This is a genomic window from Streptomyces sp. NPDC053367, from assembly GCF_044545925.1.
GTDB lineage: Bacteria > Actinomycetota > Actinomycetes > Streptomycetales > Streptomycetaceae > Streptomyces.
Map to the genome: position 1 here is coordinate 502,159 of NZ_JBITYN010000003.1, position 17,411 is coordinate 519,569.

Annotated in this window: 14 protein-coding genes, 1 tRNA gene and 1 pseudogene; 9 read left to right on the forward strand and 7 right to left on the reverse strand. The window is 72.1% G+C overall.

All coding sequences use genetic code 11. The features are described 5' to 3' along the window. Positions 1-145 precede the first annotated feature (145 nt). The 4 genes and pseudogenes from ACIGXJ_RS11945 (at position 146) to ACIGXJ_RS11960 (ending at position 6,528) form a co-directional block, all read left to right on the forward strand. Positions 146-2,038, forward strand: a complete 1,893-nt coding sequence (locus tag ACIGXJ_RS11945) for an ATP-binding protein (RefSeq protein ID WP_399643409.1) — start codon at positions 146-148, stop codon at positions 2,036-2,038. A 340-nt stretch (positions 2,039-2,378) separates the two neighbouring features. Further along, a complete protein-coding gene (locus ACIGXJ_RS11950; protein ID WP_399643411.1) occupies positions 2,379-5,117 on the forward strand; it encodes an FG-GAP repeat domain-containing protein in 2,739 nt (912 codons plus the stop codon). Between the two features lie 125 nt (positions 5,118-5,242). Beyond that, positions 5,243-5,757, forward strand: a pseudogene (locus tag ACIGXJ_RS11955) (GNAT family N-acetyltransferase). A 12-nt stretch (positions 5,758-5,769) separates the two neighbouring features. Further along, entirely contained in the window at positions 5,770-6,528 is a 759-nt protein-coding gene (locus tag ACIGXJ_RS11960; RefSeq protein WP_399643413.1) for an SDR family NAD(P)-dependent oxidoreductase, read from the forward strand. A gap of 9 nt (positions 6,529-6,537) precedes the next feature. Here the strand turns inward: ACIGXJ_RS11960 and ACIGXJ_RS11965 are convergent, their stop codons facing one another. Beyond that, positions 6,538-7,251, reverse strand: coding sequence for a helix-turn-helix domain-containing protein (locus ACIGXJ_RS11965; protein ID WP_399643415.1), 714 nt, complete (start codon positions 7,249-7,251; stop codon positions 6,538-6,540). Positions 7,252-7,508: 257 nt separating this feature from the next. On the opposite strand from ACIGXJ_RS11965, the gene ACIGXJ_RS11970 reads away from it, so the two are divergent. Beyond that, on the forward strand, positions 7,509-8,180 hold the full coding sequence (locus ACIGXJ_RS11970) for a DUF4097 family beta strand repeat-containing protein (RefSeq protein ID WP_399643706.1): 672 nt from the start codon (positions 7,509-7,511) through the stop codon (positions 8,178-8,180). Positions 8,181-8,256: 76 nt separating this feature from the next. On the opposite strand, the gene ACIGXJ_RS11975 is transcribed toward ACIGXJ_RS11970, so the two are convergent. The 3 genes from ACIGXJ_RS11975 to ACIGXJ_RS11985 form a co-directional block, all read right to left on the reverse strand. Further along, a tRNA-Pro gene (locus tag ACIGXJ_RS11975) sits at positions 8,257-8,330 on the reverse strand. Positions 8,331-8,364: 34 nt separating this feature from the next. Further along, on the reverse strand, positions 8,365-9,150 hold the full coding sequence (locus ACIGXJ_RS11980) for a Pr6Pr family membrane protein (protein WP_399643417.1): 786 nt from the start codon (positions 9,148-9,150) through the stop codon (positions 8,365-8,367). A gap of 103 nt (positions 9,151-9,253) precedes the next feature. Then, complete coding sequence (locus ACIGXJ_RS11985) at positions 9,254-10,198, reverse strand: metallophosphoesterase (RefSeq protein ID WP_399643419.1); 945 nt, start codon at positions 10,196-10,198, stop codon at positions 9,254-9,256. Positions 10,199-10,320: 122 nt separating this feature from the next. Here ACIGXJ_RS11985 and ACIGXJ_RS11990 point away from each other — a divergent pair, with 122 nt between their 5' ends. After that, complete coding sequence (locus ACIGXJ_RS11990) at positions 10,321-10,785, forward strand: GatB/YqeY domain-containing protein (RefSeq protein WP_399643421.1); 465 nt, start codon at positions 10,321-10,323, stop codon at positions 10,783-10,785. Positions 10,786-10,876: 91 nt separating this feature from the next. Here the strand turns inward: ACIGXJ_RS11990 and ACIGXJ_RS11995 are convergent, their stop codons facing one another. Continuing rightward, complete coding sequence (locus ACIGXJ_RS11995) at positions 10,877-13,153, reverse strand: transglycosylase domain-containing protein (RefSeq protein WP_399643423.1); 2,277 nt, start codon at positions 13,151-13,153, stop codon at positions 10,877-10,879. A 407-nt stretch (positions 13,154-13,560) separates the two neighbouring features. Here ACIGXJ_RS11995 and wblA point away from each other — a divergent pair, with 407 nt between their 5' ends. Further along, complete coding sequence (gene wblA / locus ACIGXJ_RS12000) at positions 13,561-13,899, forward strand: transcriptional regulator WblA (RefSeq protein WP_063608098.1); 339 nt, start codon at positions 13,561-13,563, stop codon at positions 13,897-13,899. 323 nt (positions 13,900-14,222) lie between these two features. On the opposite strand, the gene ACIGXJ_RS12005 is transcribed toward wblA, so the two are convergent. Both ACIGXJ_RS12005 and ACIGXJ_RS12010 read right to left on the reverse strand, forming a co-directional pair. After that, a complete protein-coding gene (locus ACIGXJ_RS12005; RefSeq protein ID WP_399643426.1) occupies positions 14,223-15,587 on the reverse strand; it encodes an ArsA family ATPase in 1,365 nt (454 codons plus the stop codon). Continuing rightward, complete coding sequence (locus tag ACIGXJ_RS12010) at positions 15,584-16,561, reverse strand: ArsA family ATPase (protein WP_399643428.1); 978 nt, start codon at positions 16,559-16,561, stop codon at positions 15,584-15,586. Before ACIGXJ_RS12010 ends, ACIGXJ_RS12005 begins: the two co-directional genes overlap by 4 nt. Positions 16,562-16,725: 164 nt before the next feature. Between ACIGXJ_RS12010 and ACIGXJ_RS12015 the strand changes: the two genes are divergently transcribed. Together ACIGXJ_RS12015 and ACIGXJ_RS12020 are read left to right on the forward strand one after the other, a co-directional pair. Next, positions 16,726-16,896, forward strand: a complete 171-nt coding sequence (locus ACIGXJ_RS12015; protein WP_399643430.1) for a DUF4177 domain-containing protein — start codon at positions 16,726-16,728, stop codon at positions 16,894-16,896. Beyond that, on the forward strand, positions 16,893-17,360 hold the full coding sequence (locus tag ACIGXJ_RS12020) for a RidA family protein (RefSeq protein WP_399643432.1): 468 nt from the start codon (positions 16,893-16,895) through the stop codon (positions 17,358-17,360). The genes ACIGXJ_RS12015 and ACIGXJ_RS12020 overlap by 4 nt, the downstream gene beginning before the upstream one ends. Positions 17,361-17,411 lie beyond the last annotated feature (51 nt).

Sequence of the window (17,411 nt, forward strand, 5' to 3'; positions counted from 1 at the left end):
TGGCGCGTTGGGGTTGCCGTGGCGCGGATGCAGAGACGGTTCTGCGTCCCGGTGCGCGGGTTGTGCGGGAACGCTTCTTGCAGAAACGGTTCTGCACCTCCGGCACCGTGCGCGCGCCGAGCACGGCAACGGGGAGTGAACGACAGTGAGGACATGCGCCGGCGGACCCGACGTCCAGCCCGCCTCCGGTGACCGTCGGACCGGGGACCTGATCGGACGGGAGCAGGAGACCGCCAGGCTCCATGAACTGCTCGCCCACCACCGGCTGGTGACGGTCACCGGCCCCACCGGCGTCGGCAAGAGCCGGCTGGCCGCGACGGTGTGCGCCGGCCCGGCCGGCGCCCCCTGGGGGCGGACGGTGCGGGTGCGGTGGCCGGGAGCCGTCGCCCGGCCGGCGCGTGCCGAGGGGGCGCTGGCGGCGGAGGTACGGCGTGCGACGCGCGGCGAGGCCGTCGGACTGCTGTTCCTCGACGACGTCGACCCGGTGCACACGGACTGCCTCAAGCTCGTCCAGCACCTGCTGATGGACGAGCCCGAGCTGCGGATCCTGGTGACCTCGCGCGCGGCACTCGGGCTCGGGGAGGAACGGGTGCTGCGCCTCGCCCCGCTCGGCACCCGGGCGCGGGACGGTGCGGACGGCCGGCCGGCCGCGGTGCGGCTGTTCCTGGAACGGGCCCGCGGCGAGGGCCCGTTCGACCTGCCGGCCGTCCACGAGGTGTGCCGGCTCCTGGAGGGCGTGCCACTGGCGATCGAGCTGGCCGCCGGGCAGACCCTGCGGCACTCGGTGGACGAACTGGCCCGGCTGCTGCGGCGGCACCAGTGCTGGCTGTCCGGCCCCCGGCCGGGAGCACCCCGCAGGCACCGGTCGCTGCGGGCGGCGATGGGCTCCGTGTACACGCTGCACGACCGGGCCGCACGGATGGTGTGGGCCCGCGCAGGCGTCTTCGAGGGGTCGTTCGCGCAGTCCACCGCGGTGTTCCTGTGCGCGGGCGGCGGCGTGGAGCCGTACGAGGTGCCGGGCTGCCTGGCCCGGCTGGCGGCGGCCGGCGTACTGCGGCCGGAGGGCGACCCGGGCGGGGTGCACCGCCCCCGCTGGCGGATGGCCGCGGCGGCCCGCGACTTCGCGGCCGAACGGCTGCGCGCGGCGGGCGAGTTGCCGGTGGCCGTGGAACGCCTGGTCACCCACGGCAGGCGGGTGGCCGAGGTGGCGGAGGACCTGTGGGCGGCGGGCTCCCAGCGGCAGGCGGTGCGGCTGCTCGCCGAGGAGCAGGACGACCTGATGGCGGTGGCGCAGCACGCCCTGGAGCGGCCCGAGCACACCGAGGCGGTCCTGGAGACGGTCGTCGGGCTGTGGTTCTGGTGGGTGGTGTACGACCACGCGGAGGCGGGCCGGGAGCTGCTGCTGACGCTGCTCGGGCGGTGCGCGCCCGACAGCCCGCTCGCGGTACGGGCCCAGTGGCTGGCGGCCTGGCTGACCGCACCCGGCGACCCGGGCGCGGCCCGCTCCCTGCTCGGCCGCGCCTGGCCCGCCGCGGTGCTGGCCGGGGACGACGCCTCGCTCGGCCGGATCGCCCACGTCCAGGGCATGCTGGCGCTGCGCGAGCGGGACAGCGTGGCCGCCGCGGCGCACTTCGAGGAGGCCGCCGACACCATCCCGCCGCACGCGCCGGGCGGCCCCTCCGCGGCCGTCAGCCTCGCCGCCCTGGCCGTGGCGCAGACCGCCTTCGACCCGGCCGCGGCCCGCCGCAGCGCCCGCCGCGCCCTGTCCCACCCGGACGTCCGCGAGGACACCTGGGCCTGTCTGCTCGCCCGCTACGCCCGCGCCGTCGTCGACCACCGCCACGGCCGGCGCGGCCGCGCCTGGCACCGGGCCCGCCGCGCCCTGGCCGCACTCGACCTCGAACTCCCCGCCCCCGAGGGCCGCGCCGCGCTCCACGGCCTCATCACCGACATCGAGTCCGGCACCACACCCCAGGACCGCCCGGCGTTCATCCCGGCACCGCGGGGGGTGGCGGGGGTTGCGGTGGGGGCACGGTGAGGGGCGGTGGGGTGGGGCGGGGTTGGCAGGGCTGGGGGTGAAGTGGGCGGTGTCGGCAGGGCGGGGGGTGAAGTGCGCTGAGGTGGGCGGTGTCGGCAGGGCTGGGGGTGAAGTGGGCTGAGGTGGGCGGTGTCGGCAGGGCTGGGGGTGGCGGCCGGAATAACCCCTCTCCTCGACGCGGCGGCCGTGCGATCATCACATCACTCACTCATGCCGCTCCCGCCTCCCACGCCTCGATCGACGCACACAGCAGGCCGTGCCGACCGGGACCGGTGTCGATTCACCGCATCCACGGACGGGCCCTGGGGGGAACCGCATGCTCCGTACCCTGCGTACTCGCGTGAGATCCGCCGCGTACGCCTCACTGCTGCTCACGGTGTCGCTCGTGCTGTCCCTGCTGCTTCCGGCGGGCACCGCCACGGCGGCCGACGGCTGCGTGTCTGTCGAACTCGGCCTGTACCAAGGGGACTTCGCCGCGGCCGGCGAGGTCGACTGTCTGCTGCTGCCGCTGCCCGAGGGCGCCCGGCTGGCCGCCCTGAAACCGCTGAGCGCCCCGGCGCCGCGGCCCGACCTCGCGCTGGCCGACGCCGACGGCGTACGGCGGTGCGCCGCGGACGCCCTGTCCCAGGGGACCTGCGCGCTCACCGGCAGGGCGCCCTTCCGGGTCCTGCTCTCCACCGCGAGCGAGGACCAGCCGACGGGGCCGTACCGCATCGCGCTGTACCGCACGGACGCGCCGGACGTCTGTCCCGCCCTCCCGGAGGGTGACTTCACCGCCGACAGCCCGACGGCCCGCATCGGCACCGGCGACGGTGTCTTCGCGCACTGTCTCGGCATCCCCGCCGACCCGGACGGCGCGGTGGAGAACCTCCAGCTGCGCGCGGTCTCGGGCACCGCCCCGGCGAGCGTCTCGGTCGTGGACACGGACGGCAGGCAGGTCTGCGGTCTCTACGCCTCCCCGTCCACGTGGACCACGTGCCGGCTCACCCCCGGTCTCGCCCACACGGTGCTGGTCACCGGGCGGGACGCCCCCGCCGAGTACACGCTGACCCGCCGGGACGTGACCGCGAGCGCGAAGGGCTGCGCCGCGACCACGGCCACGGCCGTCGGCGGCCCGTCCTCCGGCGGCACCCAGGGCGCACCGGGCACGCTGATCTGCCGTCAGGTCACCACCGCGGACGCCCGCGACACCCTGCACCTCGACGTCCGTGACCCGCTCGGCACGGCGAACATCCTGGCGTACGACGCCGACGGCACGGCCGTGTGCTCGTACCGCAACCGCGCGTGCGCGGTCACCGGCTCGACCGGCTACCAGGTCCTGGTCACCGTCCCGTCCAACCTCCAGGCCGCCGGCTCCTACCGCTTCGACGCCCTGCGCATCGCCACCGCGGCGGGTCCCGCCGAGGAGTGCGCGAGAGTCCCGAACGTCAGCTACGGCTACGGGCCCATCACCGGCACCCTGGACGAGACGCACAGCGCCCTGTGCCGGACCCTGCCCACGGCCTACAACGACCGGTTCGACCTCGCGATCGGCGACACCGCGGGCGGCACCCAGACGGCCGTGCCCGCGCTGTACGACGCGAGCCTGGACAACAACTGCGCGCTGTTCATCCCCAGCGGCTACCAGTGCTACGTGAACGAGCCGTACTCGACGGAGGTCAGCCCCAGCATCCTCGTCCTCGGGCTGCCCGAGAAGGCGTCGCAGACCGCGTACCGGGCCGAGCTCGTCTGCACCTACGCGCTGTGCGGCACCGAGAAGATCACCGTCGGCTCGGTCACCCCGGCCACCGGCGCGGCCGGCACCCGGGCCGAGGTGACGCTGACGGGCAGCGCCCTGCGCGCGGACGACAAGGTACGGATCAGCCGGGCCGGCAAGGTCATCGAGTCCACGACCGTCTCCGTCGCGGCCGACCGCAGGTCGCTGACGGCCGTCCTCGACCTCACCGCGGCCGAGACCGGCGACTGGAACCTCAGCGTCGTCACGCACAACAGCTGGGAGTACCCGCGCGGCACCTTCACCGTCGTACCGGCGCTGCGGAACACCGCGCTCCCGGCGGTCAGGGGCACCGCCCAGGTGGGCGTGCTGCTCAGGGCCTTGCCCGGGACGTGGTCGGCGACCCCGGACTCGTACGCGTACCAGTGGGAGGCGGACGGCCGGACGATCGCCGGGGCCACCGCGGCCGCCTACCGGGTCCCCGGCCCGCTCCGCGGCAGGAAGATCACGGTCGTCGTCACCGCCCTCAGGAGCGGCTGGCAGAGCGGGGCCGCCGAGAGCCCGGCGAGCCGGCCCGTCGTGGCGGCCCGCCGGGACCAGTCGGGCCCCAGCGGCCTGCCGGACGGAGCCGGTGACCTGCTCACGCTGACCCCCGGCGGCACGCTGTCCGTGCAGCGGGCCACCGGCACCGGGACCTTCTCCGGCCGGACCAGCACGTCGGGCTGGTCGGCGAAGACCCTGGCCGTGCCCTTCGGGGACCTGAACGGCGACACCTGCAACGACGTCCTCGTCCGCATGCCCGACGGCACCCTGCGCGGCTATCTGCCGCCCTGCGGCGCCGCGCCGCGGACGTCGACGCCCTACAGGTCGCTGGGCAGCGGCTGGGGTGCGTACAACGTCCTCGCCTCGCCCGGTGACCTCACCGGCGACGGCCTCGCCGACCTGATCGCGCGCCGGTCCGCAGGCGGGGACCTCCACCTGTTCGCCGCCACGAGCGACGGCAGGCTCAGGCCGGGCGTGCGGATCGGCACGGCCTGGACGTCGTACACGAAGATCGTGGGCGCCGGCGACCTCACCGGCGACGGCCACGGCGATCTGCTCGCCCGCGACACCGCCGGCAGACTGTGGCGCTACGACGGCACGGGCACGGGTCGCCTCAAGGCCCGCGTCCTCGTCCTCTCCGCCTGGGGCGCCGGCTACGACGCCGTCGTCGGCGTCGGCGACCTCACCGGCGACGGCCGGCCGGACCTCGTCGCCCGTGACACGGCGGGCAACCTTTACCGCCAGAGCGGCAACGGCAAGGGCTCCTTCACGGCCCGGGTGAGGATCGGGACGGGCTGGCAGGCGTACAAGGCACTGTTCTGACGGACGAACGGCCGGCTGCCGAGGAGCGGCAGCGCGGTCGGTACGTCGATGAACTCCCCACCCCCTCCGGTACGTCGATGAACTCCCCACCTCCTTCGGTACGGTCGCTCGCGGCACCGAAGGAGGTGGAGGCCGATGTCCTCCGAGTCTGCGCACATCGCCCGCTGACGCGGGCGCACGCCGGGCAGGTCCTGGAGATCTACCGCCCGGGCATCGAGGAGGGCGACGCCACCTTCGAGACGAAGCCTTCGTCCTGGGAGGACTTCGACTCGGCGAAGCTCCCGGACCACCGCTTCGTCGCCCTGGACGGCGCGACGGGGCACGTCCTCGGCTGGGTGGCCGCCACCCACGTCTCCGACCGCTGCGCCTACGACGGAGTGGCCGAGCACTCGGTCTACGTCCATCCCGCCGCCCGCGGCAGGGCACAGCCCGTGCCCTGATGCCGGCCCTCATCACCTCCACGGAAGCCGCCGGCATCTGGACCGTCCAGTCCGGCGTCTTCCCCGAGAACACCGCGAGCCTCGCCCTCCACCAGCGCACCGGCTTCCGCGTCATCGGCATCCGCGAGCGCATCGGCCGCCACCACGGCCGCCGGCGGGACGTGGTCCTGCTGGAACGCCGCAGCCCCGAGATCCTCTGACAAACTGCCGCCATGGGTCTCGGACTTGAGGGCAAGTCGGCCTTCGTCACCGGCGGGAGCGGCGGCATCGGGCTGGCCATCGGCCGGGCGCTGCAGGACGAGGGAGTGACCGTCACGGTCTGCGGCCGGGACCCGGAGAGGCTGAAGGAGTCGGGCCTGCCCGGCATCCGGGCGGACGTCACCGACCCGGCCGCGCTCGCGAGGGCGATCGACGAGGCGGCCGAGCGGACGGGCGGCCTCGACCTGCTCGTCGCCAACGCCGGCGGGGCGTACGGGGGAGGGCTGCTGGACTCCACGCCCGAGGACTGGCTGCGCACCTACGAGGTGAACGTGCTGCACGCCGCCCACGCCATCCGTACCGCGGTGCCGCACTTCGAGCGGCGCGGCGGCGGCAGCGCGCTCGTCGTCGCGTCCATCACGGGCTGGAAGCCGGGCCCCAAGTCGTCGTACGCCTCCGCGAAGGCGGCGGAGATCCACCTCGCGGCCACGCTCGGCCAGGAGCTCGGCCCCCGCAACATCCGCGTGAACGCGCTCAGTCCGGGATCGGTGCTGTTCGAGGGCGGCGGCTGGGCCTGGGTCCGGGACAACCGGCCCGAACAGTTCGAGGCGTTCGCCCGCGACGACTTCCCGCGTGGCCGGCTGGTCGAGCTGCGGGAGGTGGCGGACGTGGCCTGCTTCCTGCTGTCACCCCGGGCCGGCGGCGTCAACGGCGCCAACATCTGCGTGGACGGCGCCCAGGACCACCCGAGCGCGGGCCGGTTCTTCCCCTGACCCCGCCTCTCAGCGCTCCTTCGAGGAGAGGATGTCGCGCGCCTGCTCCGCCGCGCGGACGATGCTCTCGCTGATGAAGTCGACGAAGCGGGCGATGTTCTCCAGCCGTACGGCGGCCGGGGTGCCGGCGCCGAGGACGCGCACACCCTGCCGCGCGGTCTCGGCGAGCTGGGCCTGCGACCGCGCACCGGCGAGCGTCGACTGGTACCAGATGTCGTCGTCGACGACGTAGCGCTCACGGCGCCGTTCGTCGCGTTCCCGGCGGACGAGCCCCAGGCCCTCCAGGAACGCGATCGCCTTGGACACGGACGCCGGGCTGACCTGGAGCCGCCGGGCGAGTTCGGACGCGGTGAGGCTGCCCGCGTCGGTGGTCCACAGACAGGTCAGCACCCGGGCCGTCATCTTCGGCAGCCCCTGCTGCATCAGCAGCGTCGTGAACGTCTCCACGTACTCCCGTACGGCGTCGGCGTCCCGCCCATGCGCCTGCGCGGGCGCCTGTGCCCCTCGCGGCACGGGTTTCCTCCGCCGGTGGGTGCGCTGCTCCGTGGCTCGGTGGGCCAGGTCGGCCCGGTAGGCGGTGGGCCCGCCGTTGCGCATCACCTCCCGCGTGACGGTCGAGGTGGGCCGGCCGAGCCGCCGGGCGATCTCCGCGTAGGCGAGCCCGTCGGCCAGCCCGACCGCGATCTGCTGACGCTCCTGCTGAGTGAGCCGCCCTCCGGGCATGGGGGGTCTCCCGTTCGTGATCGGTGGTGGGTGTCAGCGTAGCGTTCAATGGCAACCCATTGCAACGAATGGAGAGATGGGTGTTGCGTTAGATTTCAACCCACTGCAACGATTTGACGGCTGTGAGCTGCGCAAATGCCGGAAACGTGCAACGAAGTAATTGTCGCGATGGGAAATGCAACGTAGCGTTTCTGTTGTCAGAAAGCAGCGACGAACACAGGAGAGACCCGATGCAGAACATGCCGAAGACTCAGGACCTGCGGAAGTTCGAGACCCCGGCCCCCGTCTCCGCCGTCCTCGACATCCCGGCGGGAGTCATCCGGTTCATCGCCGCGGACCGCGCCGACACCACGGTCGAGGTGCTGCCCGCGGACGCCTCGAGGGGCCGCGACGTGAAGGCGGCCGAGCAGATCGAGGTCTCGTACGGCGACGGAGTGCTGCGGATCGAGGCCCCGGAGCCGAAGAACCGCATCCTCGGCTCCTCCGGCGCCGTCGAGGTGACGGTCCAGCTGCCCGCCGGCTCCCGCGTCGAGGCGAAGGCGTCCGCCGCCGAGCTCCGGGGCGTCGGGCGCCTGGGCGACGTGCTCTTCGAGGGCCAGCAGGCCACGGTCAAGCTCGACGAGACCGCGAGCGCCCGCCTCACCCTCCAGGCCGGCGACATCACGGTAGGCCGCCTCGGCGGACCCGCGGAGATCAGCACCCTGAAGGGCGACCTCACCATCACCGAGGCCCTGCGCGGCACGGTCACCCTGCGCACCGAGCACGGCGACATCACCCTCGGCGCCACCCCGGGGGTCTCCGCCTCCCTGGACGCGGGCACCACCTACGGCCGTATCCACAACACCCTGAGGAACACCGACGGAGCCGACGCCGACCTGACCGTCCACGCGACCACCGCCTACGGCGACATCACGGCCCGCAGCCTGTGACGACCGGTCGATCGGTCCGGCCCCGAGCACGCCAGAGGGCCTGGTGCGACTTACACACCAGGCCCTCTGAACAGCGTCGGGGTGGCGGGATTTGAACCCACGACCTCTTCGTCCCGAACGAAGCGCGCTGCCAAGCTGCGCTACACCCCGATCGTCGCTGCTTGTCGCGGCGACGTCGTTTACTTTAGCCCACTGGTGGCTGTAGACGAAATCCGGTTTTGGCGCGGTGGCGGATGGGGTTCGGGCGCAGGCGGTCGAGGACGGCGAGGACGACGGCGAGGGCGTAGAAGGAGAGGCCCAGGAGGAGGGCGTTGGCCAGGATGCTCTTGTAGCCGTGGAGGTCGACGTCCAGGAAGGGGTAGAGGTAGCGGTCGCCCGGGGCGCCGGCGGGCAGGAGTTCGCCGCGGATCAGGGAGAACACCAGGTAGGCCGCGGGGTAGAGGAGCCAGGTCGGGGCCTGGCGCACGTGGAGCCGGCCGGGGGCGGTCAGCAGGAGCCAGTCCAGGACGGCCGCCGCGGGGACCACCGTGTGCAGGAGCTGGTTGGCGACCGCGTGCCAGCCGGTCGGCGGGGCCGTGCCCGTCATGGAGAAGGGGCTCGCCGCGTTCGCCAGGAGCAGGTGGTACACCAGCGCGGTCATCACGACGTAGAGCAGCACGGCGCCGGTCACGGCCCCCGGCAGCGGGCGGCGGGCCGTCCACGCCCGGCGTGCCGAGGCGATGAGGACCAGGGCGAGCAGGATGTTCGCCTGGACGGTGAAGTAGCTCAGGACGCGCAGTGGGCTGCCGAGCAGCAGCTCGACGGTGATGCCGCCGGCCGCCAGCAGCGCGGTCAGGAGGCGGAAGACGGCCGTGAGGGGCCGGCGTACCGGCTCCAGCACGGCCGATGCGGGGACGGGTGAGGGCAGCAGCGCGGGGATGCCCGGGACCGCGGGGAGGTCCGGGATGTCCCTGGGTATCGGAGCGGTCATGCCCTCAAGCTAGGCAAAAGGGGTATGTCGGGCCATGCGGGTGGTCCGTGTGGGGGACACGGCCCGCCCCGTCGCCCCGCGCTGCCCCACGCCCCGGACAGAGCTAGACGCGCTCTCCCGCTCCGTCCCGCCCCACCAACGTCAGCAACGTCGCCTCCGGCGGACACGCGAACCGCACCGGGGTGTAACGGTTCGTCCCGCAGCCCGCCGAGACGTGCATGTAGGCCGTACGACCGCCCGCCGTGTGGGTCGACAGGCCCTTGACGCGGTCCGTGTCCAGGTCGCAGTTGGTGACGAAGGCGCCGTAGAAGGGGAGGCACAGCTGGCCGCCGTGGGTGTGGCCGGCCAGGATCAGGGGGTAGCCGTCGGCCGTGAAGGAGTCCAGGCTGCGCAGGTAGGGCGCGTGGACGACGCCGATGGCGAAGTCCGCCGAGCCGGACGGGCCGCCGGCCACCTGCGCGTAGCGGTCCCGCTTGATGTGGGGGTCGTCCACGCCGGTGAGTTCGATCGAGACGCCCTCGCTCTTGAGCACGCCCCGGGTGTTGGTGAGGTTCAGCCAGCCGGCCGCGTCGAAGCCGTCCCGCAGGTCCTCCCACGGGTTGTGGACCACGCCGACCGCCGGCGGGTTGCCGTTCAGGCCGTGCCGTCCCTGCGCCTTCTCGAGCAGATAGCGGGCGGGGTTGCGCAGCTTGGGCCCGTAGTAGTCGTTCGAGCCGAAGACGTACGCCCCCGGAAACTCCATCAGCGGCCCCAGCGCGTCCAGCACCTCCGGCACGCCCTCCGGGTCGGACAGGTTGTCGCCGGTGTTGATCACGAAGTCGGGGCGCAGGCCCGCCAGCGACCGCAGCCAGCGCTGCTTCTTGCGCTGCCCGCCGACCATGTGGATGTCCGACACGTGCAGCACGCGCAGCGGGCGCATGCCCGCGGGCAGGACAGGGACGGTGACCCGTCGGAGGCGGAAGGAACGGGCCTCGAAACCCGCCGAGTAGACCAGACCGGCGGCCGCGACCGCCGTGATGCCGAGGGGTACTCCGTATCGCGCGCGCATATGCCCATCGTGTCAGACCCGCAGGTCCGTTCCGTACGACCTCCCGCCCCAACCCCCGCCCCCGCCCGGCCACCTGGGAAATGGGCGGGCGGCGCTCGTGTCGCACCTGCGACAATCGAGCCATGACCACGCTCAAGTCGAAGCTGCAGGAAGACCTCAACGCCGCGATCAAGGAGCGCGACGAGCTCCGCTCCTCGACGCTCCGGCTGACGCTCGCCGCGATCACCAAGGAGGAGGTCGCGGGCAAGGAGAAGCGCGAACTCTCGGACGACGAGGTCCAGAAGGTGATCACCCGTGAGGCGAAGAAGCGCCGTGAGGCGGCCGAGGCCTTCGCTCAGGGCGGTCGCCCCGAGCAGGCCGAGCGCGAGAAGGCGGAGGGCGAGGTCCTCGCCGCGTACCTGCCCAAGCAGCTGTCCGACGAGGAACTGGAGCAGATCGTCGCCCAGGCCGTCGAGGAGGCGAAGTCGGCCGGGGCCGAGGGGCCGAGGGCCATGGGCGCGGTCATGAAGATCGTCAACCCGAAGGTGGCCGGCCAGGCCGAGGGCGGCCGTGTCGCCGCCGCGGTCAAGAAGCTCCTCGCCGGCTGACCGCTCCCGGCGGACCGGTCCGAGCCGGACAGAACAGCGGGGGCGCCCCTTCCCGGAAGGGGCGCCCCCGCTGTCGTACTCCTGCCGGCTGCTACGGGAAGTTGCCCCCGCCGTTGCCGTTCCCGTTGCCCGGGCCGCCGTCGTTGCCCTGGATGAAGCCCTCCGGGATGGAGAAGGAGGGCTCGGGGAAGGTGCCGCCGTCGGTGTTGCCGCCGATCACGCCGCCGGTGGCGTCGTCACCGTTGCCGCCGTCGTCGTCCCCGCGGCCCCTGTCGCGGCCCTTGTCCCTGTCCCTGTCCTTCGGCGCGTCCGGGATGTCGACGTAGTTGAAGTCCGGTGCCTCCCGGCCCGCGAGGGCGCCGGACATCATGGACTTCCAGATCGGGCCGGGGACCTGGCCACCGAAGACCTTGTCGTGCCAGACCCCGCCGATGCTGATGTTCTCCATCTTGCGCTCGTGCGCCGGGTCGCCGACCCAGACCGCGCCGGACATGTTCGGCGTGTAGCCCACGAACCAGGCGGCGTAGCGCTCGTCGGTGGTGCCGGTCTTGCCGGCGCTCTCGCGGTCGTCCAGGCCCGCCTGCGTACCCGTACCGTCCTCGACCACGCCCCGCAGCAGCGTGTTGATGGTGTCGGCGGTGTTCTCGGACATCGCCCGCGAGCAGGTCGACTTCGGGACCTCCAGGGACCTGGTCTCCCCGCCGATGCGCCGGCTGATCGACTCGATGGCGATCGGGGTGCAGTACATGCCGCGCGAGGCGAAGGTGGCGTAGCCGTTCGCCATGGTCAGCGGGGACATCTCCTGGGTGCCCAGCGCGATGGAGGGGGCCTGCTGGAGCTTGCCGCCGTCCGCGCGGTCCACGCCCATCCTCTTCGCCATCTCCGTCACCGGGCAGATGCCGACCTCGCTGATCATCTCCACGAAGTAGGTGTTGACGGACTTCGCCGTCGCCTCCTTCATCGAGTACGGGCCGACTTCGGACTCGTTCTCGTTGGTGAGGGTGACGCCCTTCTCGTTCCAGACCTTGCCGTCGCACGCCTGGACCGGGCTCGGGTACTCCATCTCGTACGGCGACCGGTACGACTTGGTCGCCGGCATGCCGCCCTCGATGGCGGCCGCGGCCACGATCGGCTTGAAGGTCGAGCCGGGCTGGAAGCCCAGCCCGCCGCCCATGGCCTGGTCGACGGAGAGGTTGATCTGCGTCTCGTTCTTGCCGAAGCCGTACGGGCGGGACTGGCCCATGGCGAGGATCTTGCCGGTGCCGGGCTCGACGATCGTGGCGGCGGTGGCCACGTCGTCGTTCTGGTTCACATGCTCCTTGACGGACTGCTGCACCGAGTCCTGGGCCTGCGGGTCCATGGTCGTACGGATGGTCAGGCCGCCCTGGTTCCAGATCTTGGCCCGGTCCTCCTTGGTCTTGCCGAAGACCGGATCGCTCAGGAACACCGCGCGGACGTAGTCGCAGAAGAAGCCCGCGCCCTTCACGGCGGTGATGCAGCCGTTCTTCGGCTTGCTGACGTCCAGGCCGAGGGGCATCTCCTTGGCCTTGTCGGCCTGCGCCTGGGAGATGTTGCCGACGTCGGCCATGCGCTGCAGCACGATGTTGCGCCGCTTGGTGGCCTCCGTCTCGTCGTTGACCGGGTCGAACCGGCTGGGCGACTGGACGATGCCCGCGAGGAGCGCGGACTCCTGGATGTTGAGGTTCTTGGCGTGCTTGGAGAAGTAGCGCTGGGCGGCCGCCTCGACGCCGTAGGCCTGCTGGCCGAAGAACGTGATGTTCAGGTAGTTCTCGAGGATCTTCTTCTTGCCGAGCTCCTCCTCCACCTGGATCGCGTACTTCAGCTCCTTGATCTTGCGGCCGATGGTCTGCTGGGTGGCCTCGGCGACCTTGGTGGGGTCGTCGCCGGCCTCCTCCACGAAGACGTTCTTCACGTACTGCTGGGTGAGGGTGGAGGCGCCCTCGGCGACGCCGCCGGTCTGCGCGTTCTTGTTCAGGGCGCGCAGGATGCCCTTCAGGTCCACCGCGCCGTGCTGGTAGAAGCGGGCGTCCTCGATCGCGACGATCGCCTTCTGCATGTAGGGCGAGATCTCCTTGAGCTCGACCACCGTGCGGTCGCGCGAGTACACAGTGGCGATGGTGCCGCCCCGGGCGTCGAGGATCGTGGTGCGCTGGCTGAGCGGCGGCGTCTTCATATTGGCCGGAAGCTCGTCGAAGCTCTCCACCGACCCCTTGGCCGCGAGCCCCAGCGCACCGACGGCGGGCAGCGCGATGCCGGCCATGACGGCTCCGGCGAGCACACTGACACCGAGGAACTTGGCGGCCTGCTGCGCGGGCGACAGACCACCGCCTGAAGGCTTCTTTGGCATGGGGGCAGCCTACGTTCTCATTCGCCGGACACGCGTATATGCCTTGGCCTAAGCTGCTCTCAACTGTCACAGCAGCGCGGCCATGTATCAATACGTCCGGCTACCCCGAATCGTTCCGGACGTGCCTCGATATTTCATCGAGGGCGTGCCCGAAATCGCCTTGTGTGTCTGTTGGCGCCCCATGTGACTCAACTGAATCGTCCTGGTTTGCCGGGAGAGTCGCATATGTCGCCAGCTCACTCCCGCGGGTGATCTGCCGCTTACGCATAGTCCGTTCGGGCCATTCAAGATTGGGCCCGAAGGGGGTGTTGCGCTGTGCCCACCTTCCGTAACGTCCTCAACTGGCGGCGGTGCATATGCCGCTGCCGCCGTGGGGGAGCCTCGATTCGGGAGAGGACGGCGCCGGTATGGGCTGGGTAACCGACTGGAGTGCGCAGGCGGCCTGCCGCACTACCGATCCGGATGAACTGTTCGTTCAGGGAGCAGCGCAGAACAGGGCCAAGGCGGTGTGCACCGGATGTCCGGTGCGGACCGAGTGCCTGGCCGACGCGCTCGACAACCGCGTCGAGTTCGGCGTGTGGGGAGGCATGACGGAACGGGAGCGCCGCGCACTGCTGCGCAGGCGGCCCACCGTGACCTCCTGGCGCCGGCTGCTGGAGACCGCTCGTACGGAGTACGAGCGCGGGGCCGGCCTGGTGCCCCTCGACGACGACCAGGTGTACGAGAACTACGCGGCGGTGAGCTGAGTCCGCCGCACCGGCGTCCCGCGGTCCGCGGTCCGCCACGCTCTCGGCCGGGTCGCCCTCGGTCGGGACCCGTGTGCGAGATCCGTTTGCGGGACCCGTGTGCGAGATCCGTGTGTCGTCGGCCACGTCACCGCAGGCGCGGTGTCGCCTTCGGCCATGCCGCCGCCGGCTCCCTGCCGGCGTCGGGCACGTCACTGACGGCTCCGTGCCGCCGTCGGCTCAGTCGCCCTGGGGGCGGGTCGGGTGGTCGGGCGGTCACCGTCGGTTCCGTGGTGTCGCCGTGGGCCCAGCCGCTGCCGGCCTTCGCCCACGGTTACGTCACCTCAGTCTGCGTGAGGCACCTCAGTCAGCTGGGGCAGCTCCGGCCGGTTGGCCGCGAGCCGGTCCCCGATGTCCCGCAGCCCCGCGAGGTCGTGCACATCGCCGGGCAGCGCGGCCACTTCGGTCACCGCCACCTCGGGGTGAAGTGCGGTGAAGCGGTCACGCGTGCGCTGCTCGCGCGAGAGCAGGTGCATGCGGTCCGCGTGCAGCCTGAGCAGACCGGCGGTCAGCGCGTCCACGTTCGGCTCGTCGCTCGGGGTCAACTCACCGTGCACCGCCAGCTCGTCGGTAGGGGGGTCGGGATCCTCGGCCCCGGTCGCGGGGGATGACGCCGTGAGGGCCGAACTGCCGTGTGGGTCGGGGGAGTTACGATCTCCAGCTTTCCCGTCCGGCTGATCCACAATGCGGGGCTCCTCAAGATTTTCCGCGGCGGCGAGCGCCCGCTCGGCCGACAGCCGGGCGGCGCCACTGCCGTGGACCCGGTTGAGCACCAGACCCGCGAGCGGCATGTCCTCGGCGGCCAGCCGCTCCACGAAGTACGCGGCCTCCCGCAAGGCGTCCCGCTCCGGCGCGGCGACCACCAGGAACGCCGTCCCGGGCGCCTGCAGCAGCTTGTACGTCGCGTCCGCGCGGGTGCGGAACCCGCCGAACATCGAGTCCATCGCGGCCACGAACGTCTGCACGTCCTTCAGCAGCTGACCGCCGAGCAGCTTGCCGAGGGCGCCGGTCATCATCGACATCCCGACGTTCAGGAACTTCATCCCCGCTCGCCCGCCGACCTTCGCGGGCGCCAGCAGCACGCGGATCAGCTTGCCGTCGAGGAACGAGCCGAGCCGCTTGGGCGCGTCGAGGAAGTCCAGCGCCGAACGCGACGGCGGGGTGTCGACGACGATCAGGTCCCACTCGTCGCGCGAGCGCAGCTGGCCCAGCTTCTCCATCGCCATGTACTCCTGCGTGCCGGCGAAGCCCGCGGAGAGCGACTGGTAGAAGGGGTTGTTCAAGATCGCGGCGGCCCGGTCGGCGTCCGCGTGCGCCTCGACGATCTCGTCGAAGGTGCGCTTCATGTCGAGCATCATCGCGTGCAGCTCGCCGTCCCCCTCGACGCCCTTGACGCGGCGCGGGGTGTTGTCGAGCGAGTCGATGCCCATGGACTGGGCGAGGCGGCGGGCCGGGTCGATGGTGAGCACCACGACCTTGCGGCCCCGCTCGGCGGCGCGCAGGCCGAGGGCGGCCGCCGTGGTGGTCTTGCCGACACCGCCGGAGCCGCAGCACACGATGATGCGCGTGGCGGGGTCGTCGAGCAGCGGGTCGACGTCCAGCACGCGCGCGGGGGAGAGGTGACGCTCCTGGACGGTCTCCGCGCTCATGCGATCCCCTGCTTCCGCAGTTCCGTGGCCAGTTCGTACAGACCCGCCAGGTCCATGCCCTCGGCGAGCAGCGGCAGTTCGTGCAGCGGAAGGCCCAGTTCGCCGAGGACGGCCCGCTGCTCCTGCTCCAGCGTGTACCGCTCGGCGTACTCCTCGGCCTGTTCGAGGAGGGGGTCCACCAGCCGCTCGGCGTTGCCGCCGCGGCGCGCCCCGCCGAGCCCGGCGGCCGACAGGGACCGCGCGACGGCCGTGCGCGGCAGGGTCCGTACGAGTTCCAGGCCGGAGGCGTCCAGCACCTCGGGCCGGACCATGTTCACGATGACCCGGCCCACCGGGAGCCGGGCGGAGCGCAGCTCGGCGATGCCGTCGGCGGTCTCCTGGACCGGCATCTCCTCCAGCAGCGTCACCAGGTGCACGGCCGTCTCCGGCGACTTCAGCACCCGCATCACGGCCTGTGCCTGATTGTGTATCGGGCCGATCCTGGCCAGGCCCGCGACCTCGTCGTTGACGTTCAGGAAGCGGGTGACGCGGCCCGTCGGGGGCGCGTCCATGACGACGTAGTCGTAGACGAACCGTCCGCTCCTGTCCTTGCGCCGGACCGCCTCGCAGGCCTTGCCGGTCAGCAGGACGTCCCTGAGCCCGGGCGCGATCGTGGTGGCGAAGTCGATCGCGCCGAGCTTCTTCAGGGCGCGTCCGGCGCTGCCCAGCTTGTAGAACATCTGGAGGTAGTCCAGAAGGGCCAGTTCGGGGTCGATGGCGAGTGCGTACACCTCCCCGCCCCCGGGAGCGACGGCGATCTTGCGCTCCTCATAGGGCAGCGCCTCCGTCTCGAAGAGCTGTGCGATGCCTTGCCGACCCTCGACCTCGACGAGAAGCGTGCGCTTCCCCTCCGTGGCCAGGGCCAGCGCTAGGGCCGCGGCGACCGTCGTCTTACCGGTCCCGCCCTTGCCGCTGACGACCTGGAGCCTGCTCACGTCTTCGAGCGTAACCAGTCCGGCGGCGCAGCAATCAGAGCCTGTGGACAACCGGACCCCAGAAGCTGTGGAGAAACGGTCCTCCGGAGGTGCGGCAAGGCGGCCTCCGGGCCGCGGACCCACCCGGCGCGGCGCCACCCCGCGCAGCGGCTACAGTCGGCCCCATGACCAAGTGGGAATACGCAACCGTGCCGCTGCTCGTCCATGCCACGAAGCAGATTCTGGACACCTGGGGCGAGGACGGCTGGGAGCTCGTCCAGGTCGTGCCCGGGCCGAACAACCCCGAGCAGCTCGTGGCCTACCTGAAGCGCCCGAAGCCGGAGCACACGGCGTGAGCGCGGTCGAGGCGAAGCTCGCCGAGCTCGGGCTGACGCTGCCGGAGGTCGTGCCGCCGCTGGCCGCCTACCAGCCGGCCGTGCAGAGCGGCGTGTACGTGTACACCGCCGGCCAGCTGCCGATGGTCGAGGGCAAGCTGCCGGTCACCGGCAAGGTGGGTGCCGAGGTCACTCCCGAGGAGGCCAAGGACCTCGCCCGCATCTGCGCGCTGAACGCCCTGGCGGCCGTGAAGTCCGTCGCGGGTGACCTGGACCGCGTCGCGCGCGTGGTGAAGGTCGTCGGCTTCGTCGCCTCGGCCTCCGACTTCACGGGCCAGCCCGGCGTCCTCAACGGCGCCAGCGAGCTGCTCGGCGAGGTCCTCGGCGACAAGGGCGTGCACGCGCGCAGCGCGGTCGGCGTGGCGGTGCTGCCGCTGGACGCGCCCGTGGAGGTCGAGGTCCAGGTGGAGCTGACCGAGGCCTGATCCGCTTCCGCGCGGGTCGGTGATCGTTCCCTCTCGAACATCCGCCCGCCA